This is a genomic window from Achromobacter sp. SX5 (genome assembly GCF_056711425.1).
In genome coordinates this window covers 1,017,100-1,043,084 of record NZ_CM160041.1, presented here as the reverse complement: position 1 = coordinate 1,043,084, position 25,985 = coordinate 1,017,100, and the positions used below count along the sequence as shown (strand labels likewise).

General features: G+C 69.4%; 21 protein-coding genes. 9 read left to right on the top strand and 12 right to left on the bottom strand.

Features of this window, described 5'->3' with window-relative positions; genetic code table 11:
• Nucleotide 1: 1 nt before the first annotated feature.
• The 4 genes from AC1M14_RS04740 (at nucleotide 2) to AC1M14_RS04725 (ending at nucleotide 4,296) form a co-directional block, all read left to right on the top strand.
• Entirely contained in the window at nucleotides 2-916 is a 915-nt protein-coding gene (locus AC1M14_RS04740) for a beta-keto acid cleavage family enzyme (RefSeq protein WP_102773889.1), read from the top strand.
• Between the two features lie 14 nt (nucleotides 917-930).
• On the top strand, nucleotides 931-1,707 hold the full coding sequence (locus AC1M14_RS04735) for an SDR family oxidoreductase (protein WP_102773890.1): 777 nt from the start codon (nucleotides 931-933) through the stop codon (nucleotides 1,705-1,707).
• A gap of 97 nt (nucleotides 1,708-1,804) precedes the next feature.
• On the top strand, nucleotides 1,805-3,925 hold the full coding sequence (locus AC1M14_RS04730) for a LamG-like jellyroll fold domain-containing protein (protein ID WP_479731113.1): 2,121 nt from the start codon (nucleotides 1,805-1,807) through the stop codon (nucleotides 3,923-3,925).
• A 104-nt stretch (nucleotides 3,926-4,029) separates the two neighbouring features.
• Nucleotides 4,030-4,296 carry a hypothetical protein gene (locus tag AC1M14_RS04725; protein WP_102773892.1) on the top strand — a complete coding sequence of 89 codons (267 nt, stop codon included), beginning with the start codon at nucleotides 4,030-4,032 and terminating at the stop codon, nucleotides 4,294-4,296.
• A 19-nt stretch (nucleotides 4,297-4,315) separates the two neighbouring features.
• On the opposite strand, the gene AC1M14_RS04720 is transcribed toward AC1M14_RS04725, so the two are convergent.
• The 10 genes from AC1M14_RS04720 to AC1M14_RS04675 all read right to left on the bottom strand — a co-directional run bounded on the left by AC1M14_RS04720 (nucleotide 4,316) and on the right by AC1M14_RS04675 (nucleotide 14,620).
• The gene (locus AC1M14_RS04720) at nucleotides 4,316-5,938 is read right to left on the bottom strand and encodes a methyl-accepting chemotaxis protein (protein WP_479731112.1); all 1,623 of its coding nucleotides are present in this window, start codon (nucleotides 5,936-5,938) and stop codon (nucleotides 4,316-4,318) included.
• A gap of 118 nt (nucleotides 5,939-6,056) precedes the next feature.
• A complete protein-coding gene (locus AC1M14_RS04715) occupies nucleotides 6,057-6,842 on the bottom strand; it encodes an HpcH/HpaI aldolase family protein (RefSeq protein WP_102773894.1) in 786 nt (261 codons plus the stop codon).
• Nucleotides 6,843-6,869: 27 nt separating this feature from the next.
• The gene (locus AC1M14_RS04710; protein WP_479731111.1) at nucleotides 6,870-7,856 is read right to left on the bottom strand and encodes a Bug family tripartite tricarboxylate transporter substrate binding protein; all 987 of its coding nucleotides are present in this window, start codon (nucleotides 7,854-7,856) and stop codon (nucleotides 6,870-6,872) included.
• A gap of 73 nt (nucleotides 7,857-7,929) precedes the next feature.
• The gene (locus AC1M14_RS04705) at nucleotides 7,930-8,943 is read right to left on the bottom strand and encodes a LacI family DNA-binding transcriptional regulator (RefSeq protein WP_479731110.1); all 1,014 of its coding nucleotides are present in this window, start codon (nucleotides 8,941-8,943) and stop codon (nucleotides 7,930-7,932) included.
• The gene (locus AC1M14_RS04700; RefSeq protein WP_479731109.1) at nucleotides 8,940-9,707 is read right to left on the bottom strand and encodes an SDR family NAD(P)-dependent oxidoreductase; all 768 of its coding nucleotides are present in this window, start codon (nucleotides 9,705-9,707) and stop codon (nucleotides 8,940-8,942) included. The genes AC1M14_RS04705 and AC1M14_RS04700 overlap by 4 nt, the downstream gene beginning before the upstream one ends.
• Nucleotides 9,704-11,023, bottom strand: a complete 1,320-nt coding sequence (gene hisD, locus AC1M14_RS04695; protein WP_111825781.1) for a histidinol dehydrogenase — start codon at nucleotides 11,021-11,023, stop codon at nucleotides 9,704-9,706. The genes AC1M14_RS04700 and hisD overlap by 4 nt, the downstream gene beginning before the upstream one ends.
• 145 nt (nucleotides 11,024-11,168) lie before the next feature.
• Nucleotides 11,169-12,251 carry a flavodoxin family protein gene (locus tag AC1M14_RS04690; RefSeq protein WP_479731108.1) on the bottom strand — a complete coding sequence of 361 codons (1,083 nt, stop codon included), beginning with the start codon at nucleotides 12,249-12,251 and terminating at the stop codon, nucleotides 11,169-11,171.
• Nucleotides 12,248-12,718 carry a low affinity iron permease family protein gene (locus AC1M14_RS04685; protein WP_479731107.1) on the bottom strand — a complete coding sequence of 157 codons (471 nt, stop codon included), beginning with the start codon at nucleotides 12,716-12,718 and terminating at the stop codon, nucleotides 12,248-12,250. Before AC1M14_RS04685 ends, AC1M14_RS04690 begins: the two co-directional genes overlap by 4 nt.
• A 26-nt stretch (nucleotides 12,719-12,744) precedes the next feature.
• On the bottom strand, nucleotides 12,745-13,503 hold the full coding sequence (locus tag AC1M14_RS04680; RefSeq protein WP_479731106.1) for an alpha/beta hydrolase family protein: 759 nt from the start codon (nucleotides 13,501-13,503) through the stop codon (nucleotides 12,745-12,747).
• Nucleotides 13,490-14,620, bottom strand: coding sequence for a DUF3182 family protein (locus AC1M14_RS04675; protein ID WP_479731105.1), 1,131 nt, complete (start codon nucleotides 14,618-14,620; stop codon nucleotides 13,490-13,492). The genes AC1M14_RS04680 and AC1M14_RS04675 overlap by 14 nt, the downstream gene beginning before the upstream one ends.
• A gap of 226 nt (nucleotides 14,621-14,846) precedes the next feature.
• Here AC1M14_RS04675 and AC1M14_RS04670 point away from each other — a divergent pair, with 226 nt between their 5' ends.
• Entirely contained in the window at nucleotides 14,847-17,204 is a 2,358-nt protein-coding gene (locus tag AC1M14_RS04670) for a mechanosensitive ion channel domain-containing protein (RefSeq protein ID WP_102773901.1), read from the top strand.
• Nucleotides 17,205-17,223: 19 nt separating this feature from the next.
• Here the strand turns inward: AC1M14_RS04670 and AC1M14_RS04665 are convergent, their stop codons facing one another.
• Complete coding sequence (locus tag AC1M14_RS04665) at nucleotides 17,224-18,237, bottom strand: helix-turn-helix domain-containing protein (protein WP_479731104.1); 1,014 nt, start codon at nucleotides 18,235-18,237, stop codon at nucleotides 17,224-17,226.
• A gap of 190 nt (nucleotides 18,238-18,427) precedes the next feature.
• On the opposite strand from AC1M14_RS04665, the gene AC1M14_RS04660 reads away from it, so the two are divergent.
• Nucleotides 18,428-21,745, top strand: a complete 3,318-nt coding sequence (locus tag AC1M14_RS04660; RefSeq protein WP_479731103.1) for an autotransporter outer membrane beta-barrel domain-containing protein — start codon at nucleotides 18,428-18,430, stop codon at nucleotides 21,743-21,745.
• Between the two features lie 75 nt (nucleotides 21,746-21,820).
• On the opposite strand, the gene AC1M14_RS04655 is transcribed toward AC1M14_RS04660, so the two are convergent.
• Nucleotides 21,821-23,038 carry a hypothetical protein gene (locus AC1M14_RS04655; protein WP_479731102.1) on the bottom strand — a complete coding sequence of 406 codons (1,218 nt, stop codon included), beginning with the start codon at nucleotides 23,036-23,038 and terminating at the stop codon, nucleotides 21,821-21,823.
• A gap of 279 nt (nucleotides 23,039-23,317) precedes the next feature.
• Between AC1M14_RS04655 and AC1M14_RS04650 the strand changes: the two genes are divergently transcribed.
• The 3 genes from AC1M14_RS04650 (at nucleotide 23,318) to AC1M14_RS04640 (ending at nucleotide 25,981) form a co-directional block, all read left to right on the top strand.
• On the top strand, nucleotides 23,318-24,604 hold the full coding sequence (locus AC1M14_RS04650; protein ID WP_479731101.1) for an MFS transporter: 1,287 nt from the start codon (nucleotides 23,318-23,320) through the stop codon (nucleotides 24,602-24,604).
• Nucleotides 24,605-24,737: 133 nt separating this feature from the next.
• Nucleotides 24,738-25,559: a fumarylacetoacetate hydrolase family protein gene (locus AC1M14_RS04645; RefSeq protein ID WP_479731100.1), complete on the top strand. Its 822-nt coding sequence runs from the start codon at nucleotides 24,738-24,740 to the stop codon at nucleotides 25,557-25,559.
• The gene (locus AC1M14_RS04640; RefSeq protein ID WP_479731099.1) at nucleotides 25,556-25,981 is read left to right on the top strand and encodes a nuclear transport factor 2 family protein; all 426 of its coding nucleotides are present in this window, start codon (nucleotides 25,556-25,558) and stop codon (nucleotides 25,979-25,981) included. Before AC1M14_RS04645 ends, AC1M14_RS04640 begins: the two co-directional genes overlap by 4 nt.
• Nucleotides 25,982-25,985: the final 4 nt, after the last annotated feature.

The following is a 25,985-nucleotide window of genomic DNA, read 5'->3' as shown; positions in this document are numbered from 1 at the left end:
CATGGCAAAACGCAAAGTGATCGTGACCATCGCCCCGACCGGCGGCATGGCGTTCAAGAGCCAGAATCCCCATCTTCCCACCCAGCCCCGCGAAATCGCCGAGGACGTCTACCGCTGCTACAACGCCGGCGCCAGCGTGGCGGCCCTGCACGCCCGCCGGCCCGACGACCAGGCCACCTGCGACGCCTCGATCTACCGCGAGATGAACCGGCTCATCCGCGACCGCTGCGATATCGTGCTGAACAACTCCACCGGCGGCGGCGTGCACGGCGACATGGTCAGGGAGACCACGCCCGGCACCTGGGAGATCCTCTGGGAGGAGCGGCTCAAGGGCATGGACGCGGGCGCGGAAATGTGCACGCTGGACGCCACCACGCTGAACCTGGCCTTCGACGGCCGCGAGTACCTGATGAACACGCCGCTGAGCCGTGCGCGCGAACTGGCCGCCGGCATGAAGGCGCGCGGCATCAAGCCGGAATGGGAGGTCTTCAGCCCCACGCACATCATCCAGGACGCCGCCACGCTGATCGGCGAAGGCCTGGACGACGGCCCGCCTTTCATCAATCTGGTCATGAACGTGCACCGCAACTTCCAGAACGCCATGCCGTTCTCGCCGCGCCACCTGCAGATGATGGTGGACCTGCTGCCCAAAAACAGCGTGTTCTGCGTCAGCGGCATCGGCCCCTCGCAGCTGGAGGCCAACATCAGCGCGCTGCTGCTGGGCGGCCATGCGCGGGTCGGGCTGGAAGACAACCTGTACTACCGCCACGGCGAGCTGGCCACCAACGTACAGCTGACCGAGAGAATCGTGCGCATCATCCGCGAACTCGACATGGAGCCGGCCACGCCCGCCGAAGCGCGGGAGATCATGGGACTGCCGCGCGCCGGCGGCGTGCGGCCCGAGTTCGCGGCATGACGGAGACCCCCACCATGAATGCATCGCTCAAGGGCAAGCGCGTCCTGGTCACCGCGGGCGCGAACGGCATCGGGCTGGCGATCGCGCGCCGGTTCCTGCAGGCCGGCGCCGAGGTGCACGCCTGCGACGTGGACGAGGCCGCCTGCCGCGCCGCCGCCGACGGCCATCCTGGGCTGGGCATGAGCGTGACGGACGTGTCTTCCGAAGCGCAGGTCCAGGCCCTGTTCGGCGTGCTGAAGGACAAGTGGGACGGGCTCGACGTGCTGGTCAACAACGCCGGCGTCTCCGGCCCCACCAGCCGGCTCGAAGACACCACGCTGGAGGCCTGGCGCAACACGCTGGACGTGAATCTGACCGGCACCTTCCTGTGCGCGCGCAGCGCGGTGCCGATGCTGCGCGCGGCCGGCGGCGGTTCCATCGTCAACATCTCTTCGGTGGCCGGCCGTCTTGGATTTTCGCTGCGCACGCCCTACAGCGCCAGCAAGTTCGGGCTGGCCGGCCTGACCCAGACCTGGGCCATGGAGCTCGGCCCGTCCAACATCCGCGTCAATTCGGTGCTGCCCGGCGTGGTGGCGGGCGAACGGGTCGAACGCATCATCGCCGCGCGCGCCGCCGCCGGCGGCGTCAGCAACGACGAGATGCGCGCGCAGCTGCTGTCCGGCGTATCGCTGCGGCGCATGACCCGTCCCGAGGACATCGCGAACCAGGTAGCCTTCCTGTGCTCGGACGAAGGCGCGATGATCAGCGGCCAGAGCATATCGGTCTGCGGCAACGTCGAGCACCTGGGCTGAAGCCGGAGCCTCATCGTTATCTAGGACAAATCCTGTCATTGGCGCGTCACTCCGCACGAATATAAATGCGGCCTTTCACGTGCACTCAGGATTTGCGATGTCCACCTTCGATGAAGAAACCGGCCTGCCGGCGCCCACGCGCCGCAACTTCCTCCGCGGCGGCCTGGCCGCGGCGCTGATCCCCGGCGCGGGGCTGCTGACCGCTTGCGGCGGCGACGACGACGATGACGATCCCGCCGCCGGCGGCGGCGAGAGCGGCGGCGAAACGCCGCAGCCCCAGCCCGAACCCGGCCCCGACGCCACCCAGGGTTCGCGCTTCGCGCTGGCGGTGCTGCCCGACACCCAGTTCTACGCCCGCTACGCCACGCTGGCGGAAAGCAGCCAGTACAGCCGCAAGTTCGGCAGCGAACCCTACATGGCGCAGACCTACTGGATCGCCGCCAACGCGGCGGCGCTGAACATTCCCTTCGTGACCCATCTGGGCGACGTGGTGGACCAGGCCGGCAAGCCCGACCAGTGGAAAGTGGCCGACCAGGCCATGCGGGTGCTGGAAACGGCCAAGGTTCCGTACTCGGTGCTGGCCGGCAACCACGACGTGCTCCGTTCGCTGGAATACGTGGACGCCTCCAGCCAGGCCAGCGGCACCGACGCCCAGCGCGTGCTGGCCGACGAGCCCTATCTGCAATGGTTCAACCCCGCCCGCGCCAAGCGCATGAGCACCTTCCGCGGCCGCGACGCCAGCGGCTTCCACGAATACCACGTGTTCGAAGCCGAGGGGCAGCAGTTCATGGTGCTGTCGCTGTCGTGGCGCATCTCGGACGACGGCATCGCGTGGGCGCGCCGCGTCATCCAGGAAAATCCCGGCCTGCCCGTCATCCTGGTCAACCACCAGCTGCTGAACATCGACCGCGACGGCGTCAGCCCGCTGGAGACGGCCTACGGCAACATGCTGTGGGAGCGCCTGATCCGCGACAACGACCAGATCTTCATGACGCTCAACGGCCACCATCACGGCGCGGCGCACCAGACCCGCGTCAACGATTTCGGCAACAAGGTCGAAATCATGGTGGTCGACTACCAGATGGCCTACCAGGGCGGCAACGGCCTGATGCGCCTGTATGAATTCGACCTGACCCACAACCAGATCCACGTGCTGTCGTTCTCGCCGTGGGTGGTGCAGAAGCCGCGCGACACCCTGACGCAGTTCGACCAGGCCGTGCTGAAGACGGCCAACGAGCAGTTCACCATCGAGATGGACTTCGCCGCCCGCTTCTCCGGATTCAACAAGCAGTTCAAGCCCGGCGCGCAGCTGCGCGGCTCGCTGGTGGAGGCCGCCAGCGCGATGATACTGGCCGGCTACACCGAGCCCGAGGTCGAGGTCGCCCGCGCCCCGGCCGATCCCGAGGACTATCCCAAGGTGGCCAGCACCGTGGCGCACTGGCGCTTCACCGGCGGCGCGGCCGGACAGGCCGTGGCGGCCGGCCAGGTCATCGAGGACCGCGCCGGCCAGAACCCGCTGCGGCGCGCGGCCCTGAACGCCGAACCCGGCGTGCGCACGGCGCAGCTCGAAGACGTGCGCTGGAGCGACGACAAGCACTTCCTGTCCGCCGCCCCCGGCTCGGTGCAATTCGCCAACACCGACAAGAACGCCCAGCGCCTGAGCTACTTCCTGACCGACGCCGCCGCGCCGCTCAACGCCATGGACTTCGCCGCCACCGGCTACACGGTCGAAGCGTTCGTGAAGATCGACAAGAACTGGCGTTCCGACCTGCACGCATGGATGAACATCATGACCCGCGACGGCCGGCGCGACGCGGTGCCGGGCTTCTCCGGCGGCGACGGCGAATCGCCGCCGCTGCTGTTCGCGGTCTCCAGCCTGCGCGAAATCCAGTGGGAAGTGGTCACGCCGCAGGCGGGCGCGCGCGCCCCGCAGGCCAGCTGGTCCGGCGAGATCATGGCCGACAGCTGGGTGCACATCGCCGTGGTGGCCGACCCGGCCGCGAAGGAAAGCATCATGTACATCGAAGGCGCGCCGGCGCTGCGCAACTCCGGCAACGCCACCGGCCTGGCCCCGGTGTCGGCCGCCATGCCGTGGGTGGTGGGCGCCGGCTCCTGGGACGGCGAACGCAGCGACGGCTTTTTCGGCAGCATCGGTGAAATCCGCATCGCCGCCGAGCCGCTGCCCTCGCAGCAGTGGCTGACCGCAAGACGCGGCTAGACCACGGCGCGATCATGCGCAAGGCCGGCGCGGTGGCGCCGGCCTTTCTGCTTTTAAGGGCCACATCGACCGCAGTAGCATGAAAAACGTCGACAGGAGGCACCATGGAACAAGCAAAGTGGGATTTCCAGATCGAACATCCGGTCAACCAGGACGGCGCCTGGAGCATAGGCTACATGCTGATTCCGCCGCCCGGCGCGGCCGCCGAAGAGCGGATCGCCATCGACGAGCGCTTTCCGTCCGCGCAGATCGCGATCGAAGAGGCGACGCGGCTCGCGCAGATCCACGTCGCCGACCTCAACGGCGATACCGCCACCTTCGAAAAACCGACGGACGACGAGGTCCCGTTCGGCAAGAATCCGCGTTTCTAGCGCGCCCGCGGCCGCCCGCCTAGGCCGGCAACAACCTGGCTCGCAGCCGCGCCGGCGCGTCCTGCTGGCCGCGGCCGGCGTCGTCCGTCAGCCGGAACACTCCCACCGCGCCCACCAGTTCGCGCGCCTGGTCCTGCATCGACCCGGCCGCCGCCGCGGCCTGCTCGACTAGCGCGGCGTTCTGCTGCGTGACTTCGTCCATCTGCGCGACGGCGCGGTTCACCTGCTCGATGCCGCTGGCCTGTTCGCGCGAAGCCGCCGCGATCTCTCCCATGATGTCGGTCACGCGCTGCACCGAAGCCACCACTTCCTGCATCGTGGCGCCGGCCTCCTGCGCCTGGCGCGAGCCGTCGGCGACCTTGCCGGCGGAATCCTCGATCAGCGCCTTGACTTCGCGCGCGGCCTGCGCGCTGCGCTGCGCCAGCGAACGCACCTCGCCCGCCACCACCGCGAAGCCCTTGCCCTGCTCGCCCGCGCGCGCGGCCTCGACCGCGGCGTTGAGCGCCAGGATGTTGGTCTGGAACGCGATCGCGTCGATCACCGACACGATCTCGGAGATCTTGCGCGAACTGGCGGAAATCTCTTGCATGGTGCCGACCACCGCCGACACGGCGCTGCCGCCGCGCTCGGCAATGGCGCAGGCGCCGGCCGCGAGGCGGTCGGCCTGGCTGGCGTTGTTGGCGTTCTGCTTGACGGTCGAGGCCAGCTCCTCCATCGATGCGGCGGTCTCTTCCAGCGAAGCCGCCTGCTCCTCGGTGCGGCTGGACAGGTCGGCATTGCCCGCCGCGATCTGGCCCGAGGCGCTGGAGATGGTTTCCGCCCCGCCGCGGATGGCGCGCACGGCGCCGGCCAGTCTGTCCTGCATGTCCTGCAGCGCGTGCAGCAGGCGTCCGGTTTCGTCGCCCGCGCCCGCTTCGATGCGCTGGCTCAGGTCGCCGCCCGCCACCGACTCGGCCGCCTTGACGGCGCGCGCCAGCGGCCGCGTGACGGACCGCGCGACCCGCCATGCGAAAAGCGCGCCCAGCGCCAGCGCGATGCCGGCCAGGGCCAGGTTCAGCCGCTCCGCCTGCCGCGTGATCTCCTGGCTGGCCTCGCCGGCCTGCCGCATCTCGGCGGCCTGCAGCCGCGACAGTTCGACGATGTGGTTCTGCAGGCTGTCGAGCAGGGGCAGCGTTTCTTCCAGCAACCGCTGCCGGGCCGCATCGCGCTCGCCATTCTTCAATTGCGCGCCCACCGCCTGGAACGACCGCACGTAGCGCCCGCGCACCTCTTCCAGCGCGCGCAGCCGCGCGCTGTCCTGCGCCGACGCGTACAAGGGCCGCAACGCGGCCAGCGCCTGGTCTATGGTGCGGCGGTTCTGGTCGATCTGGACAAAGCGCTTTTCAGAAGCGGCCGGATCGGCGTCGACGATCAATTCCAGATTGGCGCGCGCGTTGGCGCGCGTCGTGACGTCGATGACCGATACCGCGCTGGCGCCCGCCCAGGTCTGCTGGATGATCGCCTGATTGATGCGCTCGATCTGCGCGAGCTTGTACTGCGCCGTGCCGGCCAGGGCCAGCAGCAGGGCGAGCACCGCGCCAAAGCCCAGGGCCAGGCGGGCGCCGATGGAGAGATTGCCGAAATTGATGCGAAAAACAGTCATGGGGTTCCAAGGTTGAACCAAGGGAAAACCCCAGTCTAAGTTTTGTGAAATATTTCACAATGTTTTTATCGCGTGGATTTGCGCGTCATCAAGGACGGCCGATACGACTCGGAATGCTTCAATACCGCAACGCCGCGTCGCGCCCGGCGCTGGCGGCCTGCGCCAGCGCGCGCGTGATGATGCTGGTCGACACATTGGCGAAATAGCGCGCGCCGAGCGCCCCGTATTTTTCCTCGTCGGCCGGCGTCAGCGCGATGATGCCGGCGCACTTGCCGGCCGCCGCGATGGCCCGCAGCCCCTGCTCGATGGCGCGCTGCACCGGCTCGGCGTTCCAGTCGCTGCCGTGGCCCATCGCGTGCGCCAGGTCGTTGGGGCCGATGAACACAGCGTCCACGCCGTCGACCGCCGCGATCTCCGCCGCCGCGGCGATCGCCTCGGGAGTTTCGATCATGGCGATGAAGGCTATGCCCTCGTTGCTGCGCTGCGTATGCCCGGCGCCGCCGAACGCGCCGTAGCCGGCCGCGCGCGTGCTGAAGGCGCTGCCGCGCCGGCCCAGCGGCGGATAGTGGATCAGGTCCGCCAGGCGGCGCGCCTGCGCGGCGCTTTCCACCATGGGCACCTGCACCGCGCTGGCGCCCATGTCGAGCACGCGCGGCAGGTCGTGTTCGAAGCAGCGCACCACCGGCACGATGCCGGCGGCCCGCGCCGCGCGCAGCATGTGCTCGGTGGTCCCGAAATCGGCGCTGCCGTGCTCGTTGTCCAGGATGATGAAATCGAATCCCGCATACGCGCACATTTCGACGATGGCCGGGCTGGGCAGGCCGTTGAACAGGCCGCGCAAGGGCTTGCCGCTGCGCAGCATGGCCGGCAGGCGGCCATCCAGAGGGTATCGGGGTTCGTTCATGTCAGTCTCCTGGATGCGGTTGGGGAATCAATCGGCCTGGATGCCGGCGTCCTTGATCACTTTGCCCCATTTTTCGATTTCGCTGCGCTGGAACTGCGCGAACGCGGCCGAGCCGCGGCCGTCCGGCGCCACGCCCAGCATCAGCAGCTTGGCGCGGACCTCCGGCGTTTCGACCACGGCCGCGATCTCGCGCGCCAGCCGGTCCACCACCGGCGCCGGCGTGCCGGCCGGCGCGAAGATGCCCTGCCACGACTGCATCTGGAACCCCGGCAGCCCCAGCTCGGCCAGCGGCCTGGCCTGCGGCAGGTCGGCCAGCGGCGCGGCCGACGTCACGCCCAGCACCTTGACCCGCCTCGAATCGATCATCGGGCGCGCCGCGGCCACGGTTTCGAACACCATGTCGATCTGTCCGCCGATCAGGTCCACCATGGACTGCGAACCGCCCTTGTAGACGATCTGGCGCAGCCGCGTGCCGGAGATCGACTGGAACAGCTGGCCCGACAGATGCTGCGAGGTGCCCGCGCCGGCGGTGCCGTAGGTCAGGCCGTCCGGCTGCGCGCGCGCCGCGTCTATCACCTGCTGCACCGTGTCGAACGGGCTGTCGGCGCGCACCACCAGGGCGTTGCTGACCATGCCCACCAGCGCCACCGGCGTGAAATCCTTGACCGGGTCGTAGCCCAGCGACTTGATGAAGAACGGGTTGACGGCGTGCGTGGTGATGGTGCCGCCGACCACCGTATAGCCGTCCGGCTCGGCGCGCGCCACCTGCTGGGTGCCGATGATGCCGGAGACGCCCGGCTTGTTCTCGACCACGACGGGCTGGCCCAGGCGGGCCGACAACTGCTCGGCCATCAGGCGCGCCACGCCGTCGGACACCCCGCCCGGCGAGAACGGCACGATGTAGCGGATGGTCTTGGCCGGCCAGCCGGGCGCGGCCTGCTGGGCGTGGGCCAGCGTGGCCGTCAAACCGAACGCCGCGGCGGCGGCCAGGGTGCGTATGAAGGTGCTGCGCATTCGAAAGTCTCCTGTCGATGATGTCTGGACGGAATCTGCGTCCGCCTTGCTGAGTTGCCGGTATGAAAGAAATTCAGGGGCCGGCGCGGACGGTGCCGCGCTCGACCAGGGTGCAGGGCACGACGATGTCGCGCGGCCGCAGTTCGGAATGCATCTGTTCGCGCAGCAGGCTCACGGTGGCCTCGACCATGGGTTCGACCTGCTGGCGCACCGTGGTCAGGCGATAGGCGCCCCAGGCGGCCTGCGGCACGTCGTCGAAGCCCACCACGGCCACGTCCTGCGGCACGCGCAGGCCCAGCTCCAGGCGCAGCACGTCCAGCGCCGCGATCGCCATATGGTCGTTGCCGGCGAACAGCGCATCCGGCGCATCGCGCTCGAACATCCGCCGCACCGCCTCCTGGGCCTGGTCGAAGTTGTAATGGCCCACCGCGCGGCTGTGCAGCGCGTGGCCCAGCTCGTCCAGCGCGTCGCGGTAGCCGCGTTCGCGCTCGATGCTGGTGGACGAATCCTCCAGGCCCGCCAGGTAGCCGAAGCGCCGGTAGCCGCGCTGCGCCAGCAACTGCGCCACCAGCCGGCCGCCCTCGTAATTGTCGGAAGTGACAGAGCTGCTGGCATGGCGCGCCAGCCCGCCCAGGATGGACACGCGGTTGAACTGCACCACCGGCACGCCCACTTCGGCGCAGCTGCGCGCCACGTTGGACGACAGCATGGCCGAGGCCATGACGATGCCGTCCACCTGGTATTGCAGGATCTCGGCCAGCACGCCGTCGGCCGCCTCGTCCACCTCGGCGATGAACATCAGCACGTGGTAGCCCTCTTTCTGCAGCTTCTGCGACAGCCGCTCTATCACCAGCGGATAGAACTGGTTTTCCAGATAGCTCATCACCAGCGCCACGATGCGGCTGCGGCGGGTGATCAGGCTGCGGGCCAGCGCGTTGGGCCGATAGCCCAGCTTCTGCGCCGCGGCCAGCACCTTGCGCCGGGTCTGCTCCGACACGCTGGCGCCGGGCGTGAAGGTGCGGCTGACGGCGGACTGCGAGACCTCCGCCAGATCCGCCACGTCCTGGGCGCGCGGCGTGGTTCTCATGCGGCGGTCCATCCCGCGTCCAGCATCAGCGCGCTGCCGGTCACCAGGCTGGAGGCGTCGCTGGCCAGGAACACGATGGCGCCCATGATCTCCTCGACCTGCCCGACCCGGCCCAGCGCGTTGCGCGCACAGACCCAGGCGCGGAATTCCGGGTCGGCCAGCATGCCGGCCGTCATGGGCGTTTCGATGAAGGTGGGGCACACGGTATTGACGCGGATGCCGGCCGCGCCCAGCTCCCAGGCCAGCGCCTTGGTCATGCCTTCGAGCGCATGCTTGCTGGCGCAGTACAGGGTGCGGCGCAGGCCGCCCACGTGGCCCATCTGCGACGACACGTTGATGATGGACCCGCCCTGCCCGGCCTGCAGCAGCCGGCGCGCGACCGCGCGGCAGACGTAGAAAGCCGCCTTCACGTTCAGGTCCATCACCGCGTCGATGTCCTCGTCGGACTGCTCCACCAGCGGCTTGGGGCGGTTCATCCCGGCGTTGTTCACCAGAATGTCAAAGGGCGCGCCTTGCGCCAGCGCGGCGTCGACGGCGGCCGAGTCCGTCACGTCCAGCACCAGCGCCGCGCACTGCACGCCCTCGGCCCGCAGGGCCTTGCAGGCCTGTTCCAGTTCGGGCGCGCGGCGCGCGGCCAGCGTCACGTGCGCGCCGGCGCGGCCCAGCGCCGTCGCCGCCGCCAGCCCGATGCCGCCGGAGCCGCCGGTCACCAGCGCGCGGCGCCCGTCCAGCCGAAAATCCGGTCCCTTGGGCAGCGCGATCATGACCGGGCCTCCACCGGCTGGTACCAGGGCAGTTCGGGCCGGCCGCCGTAGCGGCGCACGCGGATATTGGCCTGCTCGCCGTGGCCGGCGAAGTTCTCCATGTGGCACAGGCGCGAGCAATATTCGCCCATGGTCGCGCTGGCGGCGTCGGTCAGCACGCGCTGGTAGGTGCAGGTCTTGAGGAACTTGCCCACCCACAGCCCGCCCGTGTAGCGCGCATTGCGGTTGGTCGGCAGCGTGTGGTTGGTGCCGATCACCTTGTCGCCGAAGCTGACGTTGGTGCGCGGCCCCAGGAACAGCGCGCCGTAGTTCGTCATGTTGTTCAGAAAGTAGTCGGGATCGCGGGTCATGACCTGCACGTGCTCGAACGCCAGTTCGTCGGCCACCTGCAGCATTTCCTCCAGGCTGTCGCAGACGATGACCTCGCCGCAATCGGCCCAGGCCTGGGCCGCGATGGCGGCGGTCGGCAGGATGGCGAGCTGGCGCTCGACCTCGGCCAGCGTGTCGCGCGCCAACTGTTCGCTATTGGTCAGCAGCACCGCGGGCGAGGTCGGGCCGTGCTCGGCCTGGCCCAGCAGATCGACGGCGCACAGTTCGCCGTCCACGCTGTCGTCGGCGATCACCAGGGTTTCCGTGGGACCGGCGAACAGGTCGATGCCGACCCGGCCGTACAGTTGCCGCTTGGCTTCGGCCACGTACATATTGCCCGGGCCCACCAGCATGTCCACGGGCGCCACGCTGGGCGTGCCCACGGCCATCGCCACCACCGCCTGCACGCCGCCCAGCACCAGGATCTCGTCGGCGCCGGCCATGTCCATCGCGGTCACGATGGCCGGATGCGGCTTGCCCTGATAAGGCGGCGCCGTCGACACGATGCGCTTGACGCCCGCCACCTTGGCCGTCAGCACGCTCATGTGCGCCGAGGCCAGCAGCGGATACTTGCCGCCCGGGATATAGCAGCCCACCGCGTTCATGGGCACGTGGCGGTGGCCCAGCACCACGCCGGGATAGGTTTCCACCTCGACCTCGCGCATGGAATCGCGCTGGATCTGCGCGAAATTGCGCACCTGGCTCTGCGCGAACGCGATGTCCTCGATCTCGCGTGCCGACAGCTGCTTGCGGGCGGCTTCGATCTCCGCGCGCGACAGCCGGAAGTCCTGCGGGTCCCAGTTGTCGAACTTGCGGCTGTAGTCGCGCACCGCCGCGTCGCCGCGCGTCTCGATGTCGCGGATGATGTCTTCGACGGTGGCGCGCACCTTGGCGTCGTGGTCGGTTTTAACGGCGGCCGTGCGGCCGCGCTTCAGATACCGGATCATGGTTTTTCCTGCCCTGCAAACGTAGGTGAGTCGATGAAGTGCAGCCACTTTCAAGCGCTTGCATACGTATGCAAATCAGGGAAAACCCGTGGAATCCGGACTGGGAGGTGCCGGCCGTCGATCCGGGACCGGCCCTCGCCGACGCTCACTTCGGCCGCGGCTGCTCGATCCCCCGGTCCAGCCCGGCCATCTCGCCGCGCCGCAGCCGCGGCAGCACATTGAGCACGGCCCGCGCCACGTTGCGCACCTCCTGCTGCACGGCCGTGTCGCGGTCCAGCTCGTCGTGGCTGGTGGCATAGGGGCGGTAATAGCCGATGTAGCGGTCCAGCCGCGAGGCCGCGCCGGCGTCGATCAGGCCCATCCAGTCCAGCCAGTCGCTCAGCGCGCGCCGCTGCGCCTCGATGCCGGCCACGTCGCCATGCACCACCAGCCCATAGGCGCGGCCGGCCAGGTGCTTGGGATACGGCCAGCCGGCAAGTTCAACCTGCTTGGCCTTGAGCGGGTCCTTGCCGCCGGTCAGCGTCGGATCGGGGTTGCCGCCGTCGGCGCACACTAGCCGGTCTATCATCAGCTTCAGCGGGCAGGGCGATTGATACCAGTAGGTGGGCGCCACCAGGATCACGGCGTGGGCCGCGACCCATTGCTCGTAAATGCCGGCCATGGCGTCGTTGACCTGCCCCAGCGCATGGTTCGGATAACAGCTGCAGGGCCAGTGGCACAAGGGCATGGCGGTCGAAACACAGCCCTTGCACGGATGGATCTGGTACTGGTATTCGGAGGCCAGGCGGCTGAGGTCCAGCATGTCGGTCTGCACGCCGCCGACGCGCAGCTCGTCCAGCACGATGCGCGCCAGCCGCCAGGTCTTGGAGACTTCGCCCGGACAGGTGCCGTCGTTGCGCGACGCGCCGGCGATCACCAGCACGCGCGAGGGCGTGCCCGGATCGCGCTGCACTTTTTCGGCGACGGCCAGCCGGTCGCGCGTCTGCTTCCACTCGGCCGCCAGCTCGTAATCGGGATCGGCGAACTCGGGGCCGGCCTTGACGGTCACGGGCGACTTGCGGCCCGCCTCGTAGGCCTGCCAGGCGATGGTCTCCAGCCGCTCCAGAGCGTCGTTTTCGGCCTGGAAAGCTGGATCGTAGAAGCGCTGCATGAAGCGTTCACGGAACGCCTCGCGCGCCAGCGCACCGGGATACTGTCCCTTGCGCACGGTGGGTTTGGGATGGTTCATTGCCGCCTCCGGCTGCGTGCGCGCTGGCGGTGTTGCTTCCTGGCGCGCGCCGTGCAGGCCGCCGCCAGCGCCAGCAGCTTGTCCTCGTCCAGGCTCTCGGCGTCGACCAGGCCTTCGTCGGCGCCCTTGAGCGCGATCAGCAGTTCATCGAGCTTCAGGTGCAGCGCCTCGCTGTCCTTGTTCTGGCTTTGCTGGATCAGGAACACCATGAGAAAGGTCACGATGGTGGTGCCGGTATTGATCACCAGTTGCCAGGTTTCGGAGTAACCGAACACCGGGCCGGTCAGCCCCCAGGCGAGCACCGCCATCAGCGCCAGGCCGAACGTCACCGGCGATGCAGTCCATCGCTTCACGCGCGCGGCGAAACGGTCGAAGGCCCGGAACAGCGCGCCGCCGCGCTCGGCTTGTTCCTTGGACGGCGATCGCTTCGGGCGCGGACGCCGCGCCGGTATGCTGGTGCTCGGCATGACTTCTTCCTGTCCTGCGCGCGCGCTCATAACCCTGCCCGCCCGACTCCCATGCGCGCGCCCATGACCATTTCGGTCACCCAGTTCACCAGGATCGAGGTGTAGGCGCGCTGCGCCGGCTTCTCGGTCAGGGCGTGGTCGGCGCCGTCGATGATGCGGTGCGTCAGGGAATGCGAGCGTCGAAACGCCCCCCGGTAGCTCATGATGGTGGAATGCGGGATGTAGATATCGTGCTCGGCCTCCACCAGCAGCACGTCGCCGGCGAAGTCGGTGCACGCCTGCAGCGCGCGGTTCTCCTCGGCCGGCACATAGGCGCTGCGGTAGGCGCGCAGCGTGTCGCGGTTGAGCTGGTTCTTGGGCACCAGCCACTCGTCGTCGCGGTACAGCGCCGGCACGTGCAGCGCCAGCCAGCGCACCGGCCGCAGCGTGCACAGCAAGGCCGCCAGATAACCGCCGTAGCTGCTGCCCACCACCGCGACCGAGCCGGAATCCAGGGAGGGATGGGCGGCCAGCCTGTCATAGGCCGCCACCACGTCGCGCAGATTGTCTTCGCGCGTCACCTCGCGCTGCCGTTGCAGGGTGGCGGCATGGCCGCGCAGGTCGAACGTCAAGCAGACGCAGCCCAGCGCGGCGATGCCCTTGGCGCGCGACAGGTCGAACTCCTGGCTGCCGCCCCAACCGTGGATGAAAAGTACGCCAGGCACTTTGTCCTCCGGGGTAAGAAAGGTCGCGTCCAGCGAGACGTCGTCCACTTCCAGCGCAAACGGTTTGCTATGCGCCGCCATCGTCCGCCTCCACGATTCCTCCCGATTTGCTGATCGGGCCGACCGCCCGGTCGTGCCCGTGGAACACCAGCCGCTGGGCGATCGGCACCGGCTCGTCGGCGCCGTAGCGCTCGCGCGTCTCGGCGCGCACCTCGCACAGCGCGGGCGACAGTGCGAGCGCCTGCATGGCGGCAAGCTCGGCGATGCTGGCGCCGCCGGCGCGCCACGACTGTTCCAGCACGCCGGCGCGCGCGCCCCCGTCGGCCCCGCGCCCGAACGCCACGTCGTAATTGCGACGCGAGGCGATCAGGTCCGGATATGCCGTGGAAATCGCCGTGTCGTAATGGCAGGCCATGTCGATGGCATGGCGCTCTTTCGCGCCCAGGCGCAGGGCGCGCAAGGCGTCGAAGCCGCCGCGCACCACGCGCAGCTCGGAGCCGCCGTACACCTGGCTGCCGTCGTTGGACGGGGTCAGCGACTGGGTGCCGACATAGGAGATCTCCAGCTTGCCCACCTTCGACCAGCCCACGCTGTAGGTCTCGACGTCTTCCAGGTCTTCCTCCAGCACCAGGCCCAGGCGCGCCATCGCCGCCGGCGACTGCGCGGCCAGCGCGGCGCGCAGCGCGTCCAGGTCGCGCACCACCTGCTGCCCGCGCCCGCCGGTTCCGTCCGCCGGCTTCAGCCGCAGCGGACCGCGGGCCAGCAGCAGCCGGCCCGCGACCAGCGCGTCTTCGCGGCAGAAAGCCGTATAGCCCGACAGCACCACCGCGCGCAGCGCGGCCGGCAGCGACGCGACCCAGCCCGCCGGCGCGCGGGCCTGCGGCCCGGCGAGCTGGTGGCTGATGGATTTCGTCGCCACGAAGGCATGGGGCACCACGCCGCCGTACAAGTCCGCCGCCCTGCTGATGCCGAGCACGGCGGCGCGCGCCATGCCGGTGATGGTGCGATCCGGCACGTAATACGGCGCGGGGCTGCCGCGATGGCGGCTGGGCCGGTAATCCGGCACATACGTCCGGCCCAGCAGCGCGGCCAGGCGCAGGGCCAGCGCTTCCTGGGAGGCCGCTTCGTGCTCGGACGCCTGCAGGCGCCGCGGATAGGCCGCCACGATGCCGTCGGAGTGATTCGGTGTGGATGTCATAGCCGCCGAAAGCAGCAAGCGGCGTTCCCGGCTCGCGCGCCATGGGGCTTTATCATTCAGGCAGAAGAGGCGACGCCGCCCGCGCGGCCCGCTTTCCATGTCACGCCTTGCTCGCAGAGGAGATTTACCAGTGGTTCGATCCGCGACGACAGCACCCATCGCCCCCCTGCCCCGCAAACCAGCCGCCCATCCCTGGCGGCGCCTGACGCACTGGCTGCTGGCGGCGATGCTGTGCTGGCTGTCGCTGGCCTGGCAATCCGCGGCCCAGGCCGCCAGCCCGCTGCTGCCGCAGCAACCGGCCGCCGCCTCCACCGAACTGACCCCGGCCGCCCTGGCCGACCTGCTGGAAAACGCCGAGGCACGCAAAGCCCTGGTGGACCAGTTGCGCGCGCAGGCGTCCGGCGCCAAGCCCGCCGCGCCCGCCGCCGCCGAGGCGCCGGCGGAGCCCGGCCTGCGGGAACGCATGGCCGACGGGGTGCAGCGCTTCCTGACCGGCCTGGCCGCCGATATGGGACAGGGCGTGGACGACATGCGCAGCCTGGCCTCGGGGCGCAGCCTGCGCATGGACGGCGACGCGGCCAGCAGCGCGCTGCTGCCGCTGGCGCTGGCCGCCGCGGCCACGATCATCGCCTTTCTGCTGCTGCGCGCGATCGCCATGCTCGTCTACACGCGCATCGACCGCTGGGTGGCCGAACACGGCTGCGAGGCCGAGGCCTCGCGCAAGCCGGGCGCGCCGCTGACCATGCGGGTGCTGTCGCGGCGCGCCGGCGCCATCGTGGGCGCGGTGGCCATAGACGCGGCGGTGGTGCTGCTGGCGGCGATGGCCGGCGCGGCCGCCGCCCTGTGGAGCACGCCCGGCCGCGGCACGCTGGACCCGCTGGCGACCGTGTTCCTGCAGGCCTTCGTCTACGTGGAGATCGTCAAGGTGCTGGTGCGCACGGTGTTCGCGGTGCGCCATCCGCACCTGCGCCTGCTGCCCATGACCGATGAGCTGGCCCGGTACTGGGCCGCGTGGCTGCAGCGCATCGTCACGGCGGCCGGCTACGGCACGCTGCTGATCGACCCGGTGATGTCGGCCGCGCTGTCGCCCGCGCTGGGCCGGCTGGCCAGCATGGTCATCATGCTGGCCGTGTACGTCTACGCGGTGCGCGTGATCTGGCAGAACCGCCAGCCGGTGCGCGAACGCCTGGAACGCCGCGCCGCCAACGCCGCCACCTTCATGGGCTCGCGCCTGCGCATCCTGGCGCGCGTGTGGCACGTGCTGGGCATCGGCTACTTCACCATCCTGCTGGTGGTCAGCCAGATCGACCCGATCAACGCCCTGCCCTTCATGGCGCACGCCACCGCCCAGACCCTGCTGGTCATCGGCGTGGGCAGCCTGCTGATCCTGCTGCTGAACACCATGCTGGCCAAGCCCATCCGGCTGGCCGACGACCTGCGCCGGCGCCTGCCGCTGCTGGAGGCGCGGGTCAACGCCTACGTGCCGGCGGCCCTGAAACTGCTGGGCTGGATCATCCGCATCGTGATCCTGCTGCTGATCCTGGACGCGTGGCACGCATTCGACCTGTCGCGCTGGCTGGCCTCGGACGCCGGCGCCGCCGCCATCAAGGTGGTGCTCAACATCGTCATCGTTCTGCTGATCGCGGCGCTGGCCTGGACCGTGATCGCCAGCATCATCGAGCACCGTCTCAGCCAGCGCGAGGGGCGCGGCATGCCCAGCGCGCGCGAGCGCACGCTGCTGGCGCTGTTTCGCAACGCCGCGCTGATCGTGATCGTGGCCATGACGCTGATGGTGCTGCTGTCGCAGATCGGCATCGACGTGGGGCCGCTGATCGCCGGCGCCGGCGTGGTGGGCCTGGCCATCGGCTTCGGCGCGCAGAAGCTGGTGCAGGACATCATCACCGGGGTTTTCATCCAGCTTGAAAACGGCATGAACGAGAACGACGTGGTGCAGGTGGCCGGCGTGTTCGGCACGGTCGAGAAAATGACCATACGCTCGGTCGGCATCCGCACGCTGGACGGCGGCTACCACCTGGTGCCGTTCTCCTCGGTGGACGTGGTGGCCAACCACATGCGCGACTTCTCCTACCACCTGGGCGAATACACCATCGCCCACCGCGAAAGCGTGGACGACGCCATCGAGCATCTGCGCGCGGCCTTCGCCGAACTGATGACCGACACCGTGCTGGGGCCGGAAATCCTGGAGGAAATGACCGTGGCCGGCGTCACCGCCGTGAACGAAAAGGGCGTGACCATCCGCATCCTGATCAAGACCACCCCGGGCATGCAATGGGCGGTGCAGCGCGGCTACAACCGGCTGCTGAAAAAGCATTTCGACGCCGCCGGCATCGAGCTGCCCTACCCGCACACCGTGGTGTACTTCGGCCAGGACAAGCGCGGCTACGCGCCCCCGGCCAACGTGTTCATGCAGACCGAACGCCCCGACGAGGGCGACAACGCCCGCGCCGCCGGCCACACGCGCCGCCGCCTGGAACCGGAAACCCCGGGCGGGGACGCGGCCGAGGTGCTGGGCAACGAACTGGAGGCCCGCGCCGAACCCGAGGACGACACGCCGCGCGCCTAGCGGCGGCCGGGCGGGCCCGTCAGCCCGACAGGCCCGAGACCCAGGCCTTGAACACGTTGTCGGCCATGGCCTGGTTGCGCTCGCCCAGGCGATGCGCGCGGGCGCCGGACAGCGCGTCGGCCCGCAGCTCGCTGGGCGAGCAGCCGAAGCGCTGCTTGAACGCGCGGCTGAAATAGGCGTCGCTGGAGAAGCCGCAGCAATGGGCCGTCATGGCGATGGTCGAGGTGTTCGACGGGTTCGACAGCATGGCGAACGCGCGCACCAGCCGCCTTTCCTGCACATATCCGGCCACGCCGCCGTGGTCGGCGAAAAGCCGGTACAGGCTGGAACGCGAGATCGAGCACGCCCCCGCGATCCCTTCGGGATTCAGCGCCGGGTCGGCCAGATGCGCCTCGACATGGCGCCGCGCCCGCATCAAGGCCGTGGCCTTGCCCGCCGCGCGGGTCTTGGCCGGGCCGCCTTGCAGGCCGCCCACGCAGGCCGCGATCAGGCCCTCGGTCGCCGACAGGATGCCGCGCACCTGGCCGGCGTCGATCGAGCCAATGGAAGTAGACAGCGCGCGCAGGTATTCGTACAGCAGCGTGATGCTGCCGCCCTCCACGAACTGGCCATGCAGCCGTTCGGGCTGGCGGACCAGCCCGGCCATCGCGGCGCGCGGCAGGATGACCGATAGATTGCGCGTGGAGATGGGCGCGCGTTCCAGCGGCTGGCCCAGGTCCATGGTCAGCATCCGGGGCTTCTGGCCGGCGTGCGCGGGCGCATCGAACCGCAGCATCACGTGGTCCAGCATGTCGGCCCGGACCTTGCGGGCGGAGCGCTCGAACACGAAGGGGTCCACCTCCATGTTGCTGAAGATCATGCCGCCCAGATTGAAGCTGCGGACGTCGACGCGGAGATCCCGCCGGCCGTCGATCGTATCGATGTCGAACATCGCGCCCATGCGATCGCGCCAGATCTCGAACCTGGCCTCTACGGGCAGTGCCGAGGTCTGAAAATGCCGCTGAGGAATGCCCACCACGCTCCTCCGTTTCATTTTGTATCAGACGGAATGTAGCACGCAGGGTTGCGCCCGCATGGCATTTTGGGACGCCGGGACAACAACCCGGCCGTCGATTGGGATGGACGTGCTAACGGCCCGCTTTTCATCCGGCCTAGACTCGTCCCGCCTGCTCGACCTACGCGCCGGCGACGCCCGGCTTTCGCCTTCCTGTCCGATTCCGCTTATGTCCCGCACATCCAGATTCACCCGCCCCCTGCTTGCCGCCTCGATCGCCGCCCTGCCGCTGTCCGGCCACGCGCTCGACATCGTTCCCATCAAGAACAAGAACGGGCAGACCGCCTTCGAAGCCCGCTTCTTCGGGCCGGGCGACGGCCCCTTCGCCGTATTCGACGAAGGCCCGGGCGAATACTCCACCTTCACGCTGTCGCCCGAACAGAAACGCAAGATCGTCTCCGGCCTGGAGTTGTGGGCCGAGATCGTCACGCTGCGGCCCGGCCACGTGCCGCCGGTCCTGCACATCGGCACCTACGACGAAGCCAACGCCGGCGCGATGAGCCCCGACGCGCCGGTCGCCGGCCGCGATACGCTCACGACCAGGCTGCTTGCCGCCATGGCGCGCGACGGCGGCCCCGAACCCAACGGCCATGCCAACATCGCCGTGGGCCGCCTCGACTTCGACGAGCTGGAACACGTGCCTTCGCAGCTGCCGCGCGACCCGTCCCGGCTCGATTTCTCCGGCGTCATGTTCCATGAGCTCGGGCATGCCCTGGGCATCCACAGCGGCGTGCAGGACGACCTCGAAGGCTCGCCCACGCCGCGTTTCGGCGAGCGCCTGAACCAATGGTCCGAGCACCTGCGCGACGACAATGGCAACCCGGCGCGCGCGGGCCAGGCCATCATGTGCAGCCAGTGCGACCACCCCTACAGCGCCGACGCCTTCGACGTGCGCAAGGACCAGGGGTATTTCTCGGGCCGGCACGTCGACGACGTGCTGGCCGGCGCCATGCCGGGCCTGCCGGTGCGCATGCTGTCGGCCGGCGTACTGGACGAGGACTACATGAGCCACATCGAGCTGCGCAACAGCCTGATGAGCCACCAGGACTACCGCAACTACACGAACTTCATGGAGGCCGAACTGGCCGCCATGCAGGACATGGGGCTGCAGCTGGACCGCCGCAACTTCTTCGGGTTCTCGATCTACGGCGACGGCCTGACGCTGGACAACCGCAACCCCTACGCCGCCCGCAACGCGGCCGGCACCGCGTACGTTCCCGGCGCGTACAACACCGCCACGCTCGGCCTGGGCCTGCACATCTACGGCGAACGCAACCGCGTGACCCAGTCGGCCGACCTGCTCAGCGCCGGCGACGGCGGCGCCGGCATCCGCGTGGACGGCAGCGCCAACACGCTGGCCATCGCGCCCGGCGTCCGCGTGCACGGCAACGGCTGGAACGGGCGCGGCATCATGTTCAGCTACGGCAGGGACCAGGTGCTGATCCAGCGCGGCGACGTGCAGGCGCTGGGCCGCGACGGCATCGCGCTGGCCTTCGACTTCGGCAACAACAGCATGGGCTCGGCGTCGGAATACCGCGGCTCCTACATCCGCGAAACCGAGGACGGGCCGCTGCCCCTGCTGCCCGAACTGGAAGGCCCGCTGGCCAGGCGGGTCGACATCAGCGGATCGGTCGCCGGCCGCCGCGCCGCCATCTACATGTCCGACAACGCCCTGGTCGGCGAAATCAACGTGCTGCGCGGCGCCTCCATCCAGGGCGACATCGTTTCCCTGTACGGGCGCGTCGACGAACAGGGCCGACAACGCCTGACCTCGCTCAACTTCGGCAGGCAGGCCGACCCGCAGGGCCGCGCGCTGGACGCGCCGGACGCCGGCTTCACGTTCCGCTACGACGGCAATATCCAGGGCATCCGCAACCTGCGCGTCGGGCTCGTCGGCGGCCAGACTTCCCTGAACGGCGAACACCGGCTTTATTCGCTGGACATCGCGCCGGGCGCCACGCTGTCCGGCAACAGCCGCTACACCATGAACGACGCCGGCGCGTTCCGCAACCGCGGCACGCTCAGCCCCGGCAACTCGTTCGGCAGCATCGCCATCGCCGGCAACTACGTGCAGGAATCCACCGGCCGGCTGGTGCTGGAAACCAACGCCAGCGGCGGGCGCGACACGCTTACCGTCAGCGGCCTGGCCTCCGTCGCGGGCGAACTGCACGTGGCCTTGCAGCCCGACTGGTACGCCGACGGCTGGACGGTCCGCTCCGCCGAGCTGTTCCAGCCCGCGCGCCAGGAAGGCGATTTCGACGTGCTGGTCGCCAGCATCGCGTCGCCCACGCTGCTGGTCGACACCCGCGACGACGCCGGCTCGCCGCAAGGCTACGCCTGGTCAGTCATGCGCGGCAGCGACGCCTACTCGCAATTCGCCCGCTCCGGCAACGGCGCGGCGCTGGGCCGGGCCCTGGGCCAGGCCTCCTCCGGACAACAGCTGCCCCTGCGCGGCCTGTACCGCTCGCTGGACTTCTCCCGCATGGACGGCGCCGACGTCGCCACCGCGCTGGAACAGCTCGGCCCCGGTGCCTATGGCGCGGTGACGGCCGACGCCATCCAGCGCGACCACCGCGTGGGCGCGTTGCTGGGCACGCGCGGCCTGTTCACCGCCTTGCCGGCCACGCGCCCGTCCGGCTGGCAGGCCTTCGTGCAGCCCTACGGATACCACGCCACGCAGGACCGTCGCGAGGGCCTAGCCAGCCATCGCACCAGCGAAACCGGCGTGCTCGTCGGGCTCGAACACAACACGCGCCAGGACTGGACCTACGGCCTGAACCTCAGCATCTCCGAACTCGACAGCACCAGCCGCTCGCCCCACAACGGCAAGGGTTCCAGCACGGCCTTCCAGCTGGGCGTGCACACGCGCTACCAGGCCGCGCAAGATCCGCGCCTGCATTTCGCCGCCTACGCCAGGGCGGGCGCCGAACAGGGCAGGATGAAACGCGGCGTCGGCTTCTCCGACTACCAGGCCAGCCACGATAGCGACTGGAACGGCGCCAGCTTCAACGCCGGCCTGGCCACCGCCTACGCCTGGCCGCTGAACCGGGCCGTTTCCGTCGGTCCCGTGCTGGGCCTGGACTACGTGCACGCCTATCGCCCGGGCGTGGACGAATCGGGTCCCGCGGCCAGCAGGCTGAACCTGTCCTCGCTCAAGGCCGACAGCCTGCAAAGCAGCCTGGGCCTCATGGCGCGCAGCGACTGGCAGCTGAAAAACGCCCGGCGCCTGCAAGGCTACATGGCCGTCACCTGGGAGCATGAATGGCTCTCCCGCTACGCCACACAACAGGCCCGCTTCGCGGCCTCGCCCGGCATCGCCTTCGGGCAGCGGATCGCCGTCGGCGCGCCGGACGCCATGGGCCTGCGCGCCGGCCTGGATTTCGCGCCGCAGCCCAACGTCGCGGTGCGCGCCAGCGTGGCGACCCGGCTGTTCAGCCCGGGCCAGCAGGACGTCGGGGCGGATGTGTCGGTGTCGTGGGCGTTTTGAAGCGGCGCGGCAAAGGCAGGCGCAGCGTCGGGCTACGCCTGCCCTTGCGCTGCCTTTGGGCCGGCCGCTGCCCACTCAATTGGCCAGCAGCCTCACCGTCTGCGGGTTGTAGCCAGCATACGCGCCCCCGCAAGCCGAATACGGCTGCACCGCCGCGGGCATGCCCGTGGCGCGGATCGCCAGGTCTTTGCCGCCGGCTCGGATTTCCTTGTAGCGCTCGGCGGCCACGGCCCCGTCGGGCAGGAAATAAAGAAGCACGCGGGTCAGGCCGCCGTCCGGATCGTTCCTGCCGGCGGCGCCGAAGGCCGGCACCGACACCGCCGCCTCGCGCCAGGCCTGCGGCGCTTCCTGGGTCTGCCAGCGCACGCGCAGCGGCTGCTCCAGGTCGAGCAGCACCGGGCTGCCGCCGCGCCCCGGGTCGCATGGCTGCGACAACAGGCTGCGCGCGGCATACGGCCCCATGTCGTAGGCCAGGCCATTGATCTCCACCCGGGCGATGGTCTCGGGCGTGTAGTTCTCCATCCCGACGATCGCCAGGCCCGGAATGCGAGCCGCCGCCATCCGGTCCTCGGTCATGCCCGAAAAGCGCGCCAGGGTCGGCGCCACCTCGACATGGTCGGCATAGTGGTAGTACTGGTACACCAGCAGCCCGGCCTCGCCGTATCCGTACGCGGGCAGCAGCTTGTCCAGTTGCGGATACGGCAGGCGGCGCAGCGGCAGCGAGGCAGCGCGCTTGCCGTCCGCGTCGGCGTATTGGTAGCGCTCGACTGTCTGCTTCAGGCGCGAGCCCTCATACGGAAACGCCGCGCCGGAGGACGGCCCCGGATAACGGCGGAAACTGGAAAACGCCCGGTTCCCGGCCGAGGCCGGCTCCAGGTACGGCGAGGCGCCCATCGACGTCGAAGCCTGGCGCATATCCAGCCAGACCGTGTCCCCGCTCAGATTCACGTGCGTCTCGGCGATCGCGGGATGCGCCTCGCTGAAGCGGTCGCGCCGGCCCTGCTCGATGGCGTCGCCGACCGGCACGATCAGGAGCGCCAGCAGCGTCGGCAGGAAAAGCAGCGCGTGCACGCGCCCGGGCACATGGCCCCGGCCGCGCACCATGTACACGATCCAGGTCAGCGCCAGCACCAGCGCCAGGGGACCGCCGAACAACACGCCATAGCTGAGCAACGCCGCCATGCCCCAGCCCAGGTTGTCGCTGGACACGGCCACCACGCCCAGGAAGGCCACCAGGCCCGCCAGGAGCAAGGAAACCGCGATGCCAAACCAATAGCCCCGAATGTTCTTCAACTGGACAGTCCTCTTCAATAGGCCCGGCCGCGCGCCATCGCGCCAACCCTTCGTTTCCAGGCTTTGGGGGACAGTTTAAACTCGGGCGGCGGCCGCCGAAGGCATTCATCAGGGTTCGCATCCCCCACGCCGGTAGGCCGGTTTTCATCGCGGCAAGCACTATTCATCCGGTGCATATTGCCGATGCAGAAGTTTCAGTTTTTTCACGTAATGCGCTCGGCTAAATTGGCCACCACGCTATCCCAGAATAGCCAAGGTCAAAACAGCAAGGAGACATACGTGGACAGTTCTATCGGGAACTATGCGGGGCGCGGCGCGGCCGACGTTGCGGCCCAGCGCGTGCAGAACCGGCGCAGCGTCGCCCTGGTCGCCGCGACGTCGCTGGGCCTCGCGGGCGGCTACACCGCCCTGTTCGCCGGCACCACCGGCGTGTTTCTACTGCCTATCGCGCAGTCGCTGGACGTGGGACGCGGCACGGCCGCGAGCTGCATGGCGCTGGCTTCGCTGGGCCTGGCCGCCAGTTCGCCGGTGGCCGGCAGGCTGATGGACCGTTATGGCTATCAGCGCGTCATCGGCGTTTCCATCATCTGTTTCGTGTTGGGCCTGCTGCTGCTGGCCGCCGGCCCGCTGACCACGACGGCGCTGGGCATCAAGACCTTCCTGCTGGGCCTGCTCGGCGTGGCCACGTCGCCGGTCGGCTATCTGCCCATTCTGGCCTACGCCTTCGAACGCCGCGTCGGGCTGGCCTTCGGCATCGCCTCGATTGGCGCCGGGATCGGCGCGGCGCTCGCGCCGCTATTCACAGGCTGGATGATCCGCCATTACGACTGGCAGACGGCATACCTGCTGCTGGCAGCCGTCGCGGCCGTCATCGGCTTCATCGCCCATTCCATGCTGCGGCGCATTCCGGCCCAGGCGCAGACAGCCGGCGCGAAACCGGCAGACGGCCTGACGGGCGACGCGCCCAAGACCGCCTTCACCAACCCGCGCTTCTGGCTGATCGGCCTGTGCGTGGCGCTGATCGCGGCCGTGGGCCTGGGCAGCATCGTGCACGTGCCGGCGCTGCTCTCGGACAACGGCATATCGCCGGAGATGGCGGCGGCCGGAGCCGCTTTCTCCGCGATCGGCCTGACGATGGGACGCTTCCTGGTCGGCGTGCTGCTGGACCTTATCCAGGCTCGGGTGCTGGCCAGCGCGGTGTTCCTGCTTGGTGGTGTGGGCGTGGCCCTGCTGGGCACCGCCACGCACGACACGCCCTACATGCAGCTTGCGCTGGGCGCGATGCTGACCGGCATGCTCATCGGCGCCGAGGGCGACCTGGTTCCCTTCTTCGTGAAGCGCTACTTCGGACTCAAGAATTTCGGCGCCATCTACGGCGTGCTGATTTCACTGTTCTGCCTGGGAACGATGTTCGGCCCCGCCCTGTACGGCCTGGCCTTCGACCGGTTCAACAGTTACGACATCGTGATGGTGACCGCCGGCATCGTATGCGCCGCCTGCGCGCTCGCCATCCTGACTATCGGCGCCTACCGCTATCCCGATCCGCACCAGGCGGCCCGCGCCTGAGGCGCCATAGCCGAGCCGCCCCGCCGGGGCGGTCTCCGCTTTCCCCGGTCATGCCCATCCGGCGCAGGCTTACGCCCGCGTCCAGGGCGGAGCATTCCCGACAGAACCGTTTTCCGTACAGGAGGCAACAACCATGAAAATCGCAAGGCTGGAACACGATGGCCGCGCCGTCTGGGGCATCGTCGGCGAGCAATCCGTCGAACTCCTGCCCGGCGCCCACGACTACGCCGAGGCGCTGGCCGCCGCGGCGTCCGCCGCCGGACGCACCGCGCTGCCGCACACCGACGTACGCTGGCTGCCTCCCGTGCTGCCCGGCGCCAAGATCATCTGCGCCGGCCTGAACTACGGCAGGCACGCGCAGGAAATGGACCGCGGCCCGGGCTCGTATCCCTCGGTGTTTCCGCGCTACGCGGACTCGTTCGTCGGCCACGGCGACGAAGTCGTGTGCCCGATGAACTCCGAACAACTGGACTACGAGGCCGAGCTGGCGGTGGTGATCGGCAAGACCGCGCGCCACGTCCCCGTGGAGCGCGCCATGGAGTACGTGGGCGGCTACACCTGCATGGCCGAAAACTCCGTGCGCGACTTCCAGATGCACAACCGCCAGGCCACGCCGGGCAAGAATTTCGAACGCTCCGGCGCACTGGGCCCGTGGATCGTGCCGGCCGATGCGCTGAAAGATCCGCGCGAGGTGCGCGTCATCGGCCGCCTGAACGGCGACGAAGTGCAGAACGGCGGTCTGGACGACCTGATCTTCTCCATTCCGGTGCTGGTCTCCTACCTGAGCGCCTTCACCACGCTGCGCGCGGGCGACATCATCGCCACCGGCACACCCGAAGGCGTGGGCATGACGCGCAAGCCGCCCCGCTACCTGCGTCCCGGCGACCGCTTCGAGGTCGAGGTGACAGGCGTGGGCGTGTTGCGCCACGGCGCGCGCCAGGAGGATCGGGCATGACCGCGGCGCAGCAGCTCGATTGTCTGAAGGTGGTGTACGAGTTCTTCGATGCGCTGGACATGCACGACCACGCCCGCGCGCTGGCCCTGTTCGCCAAGGACGGCGTATGGGAACGGCAAGGCAGCGCCCTCACGGGCCAGGCCACCATCGGCGCGGCGCTGGAACAGCGCTCGCCGCAACGCCGCACCTTCCATGCCGTGTGCAACCCGGTCGTCACGCTGCATGCCGCCGACCAGGCCACCGTGCGGTTCTACCTGATGGCCTGCGAAGCGCGCCTGGACCAGGACGGTGCGCAGCCGTTCGCGCCCGCCGGGGTGCGCCGCTGCGAAGACCGGCTGGTCCACGACGGCCGGGCATGGCGCATCGCGCGCAAATCCAGCCAGCCGCACCTGCCGCCGGCCGCCCCCCATTCCCCTACTTGAGATG